The following is an 813-nucleotide window of genomic DNA, read 5'->3' as shown; positions in this document are numbered from 1 at the left end:
GTCAAAGCTATTCCTTTCTAGGGAAAAAGCAAACAATGAAAAACATAGGCATTCCCCCTTTATGAGAGATTGCCACCGCCATAAACTTTCTACTCTATTATTATACCATAAAAAGCCTTGTATCGTTGCAGATACAAGGCTTTTTTGCTGGTAAAAATCAAAAGAAAAGAGCTGTTTCTTCCTTACTCCAACCGCCACCGCCGTTCGTCGGAAGAAAGCCTTGTTGCACAAGGCAAAGGTCAAAACCATTCCGCTCAAATTCTCCTTTTCTGATGTCAAAACGGTGTCACGCAGCCCTTTGCGTTTTTCGCTTGCCCCTTTTCGTGTGTTCGTGCCATTCACTGCTTGCTACAGTACCACAGCCAGTCGAAAACACAAGGGTAAAATGCACGAGCAAGCTCGCCCTTGTGTTTTCTTGGTGTCTATGGTTCTTTCACTGCACAGCAAACGACACGAACACACTGGCGAAAATGAACAATCGAAAACAAAACGCAAAGGGGGACAGTCTACACCGTTTGACGAAAAGGACAATTTAACCGTCCAGCTTCACTTCCTCAAACGCCTAACAAAAATGGTTGTTCAAAAACCAAAAAAGAAAGGAAAATCAAAAATGACGGTATTAATTAGTAAGGAATTTCAAACAAAATCAGAAATGGTAACAGCGAAAAAGCAGTTAAAAGCGGAGATTCATGGCACATTTGATTTAGAACGGCAAGAGGTTAGAATTCCCAACGGCTTAATTATTTTACAAAGAAAGACTTCTGCCAACCAGTGGTTAAGCTTGACGAACCGAATCAGTGATTTTTCGGCATA

Annotated in this window: 2 protein-coding genes; one reads left to right on the top strand and one right to left on the bottom strand. The window is 41.5% G+C overall.

Translation table 11 applies throughout. The features are described from left to right. The coding region (locus ECA01S_RS14495; protein WP_217994744.1) for a hypothetical protein at positions 1-198 on the bottom strand (198 nt) is incomplete at its 3' end. A 22-nt stretch (positions 199-220) separates the two neighbouring features. On the opposite strand from ECA01S_RS14495, the gene ECA01S_RS14670 reads away from it, so the two are divergent. Then, on the top strand, positions 221-813 hold a 593-nt coding region (locus ECA01S_RS14670; protein ID WP_082703313.1), incomplete at its 3' end, for a hypothetical protein.

Origin of the sequence: Enterococcus canis NBRC 100695, from assembly GCF_001544375.1 — a bacterium.
In the GTDB taxonomy this organism is placed as follows: Bacteria; Bacillota; Bacilli; order Lactobacillales; family Enterococcaceae; genus Enterococcus_H; species Enterococcus_H canis.
The sequence above is the reverse complement of the archived record's forward strand: the minus strand, read 5'-3'. Positions and strand labels throughout refer to the sequence as shown.